General features: G+C 69.8%; 1 protein-coding gene. It reads right to left on the bottom strand.

What is annotated here, in order from left to right:
- Positions 1-460 (bottom strand): electron transfer flavoprotein subunit alpha/FixB family protein (locus AC2CHG_RS31760; protein WP_484526245.1); only part of this gene is annotated, 460 nt, incomplete at both ends.

Below are 460 nucleotides of genomic sequence, written 5' to 3'. Positions count from 1 at the left end.
TTGCGGATCTCCTCGGCGGCCTGCGGGACGACCTTGAACAGGTCGCCGACCACGCCGTAGTCGGCCAGCTCGAAGATCGGCGCCTCGGCGTCCTTGTTCACCGCGACGATGGTCTTCGAGGTCTGCATGCCGGCCCGGTGCTGGATCGCACCGGAGATGCCCAGCGCGACGTAGAGCTGCGGGGAGACCGTCTTGCCGGTCTGACCGACCTGGAACTGGTGCGGGTAGTAGCCGGAGTCGACGGCCGCGCGGGACGCGCCGACCGCGCCGCCGAGCAGGTCGGCCATCTCCTCGACCAGCTTGAAGTTGTCGGCGTTGCCGACACCACGACCGCCGGACACCACGACCGACGCCTCGGTCAACTCGGGGCGGGAGCCCTTCTGCTCAGCGACCCGCTCGACGACCTTGGCCAGCTTGTCCGCGTCGGTGACCGACACGGTGAGCTGCTCGACCGCCGGGG

The sequence above is a fragment of the Micromonospora sp. ATLC20 genome (assembly GCF_057196585.1).
This window is presented reverse-complemented; position numbering and strand designations above follow the sequence as displayed.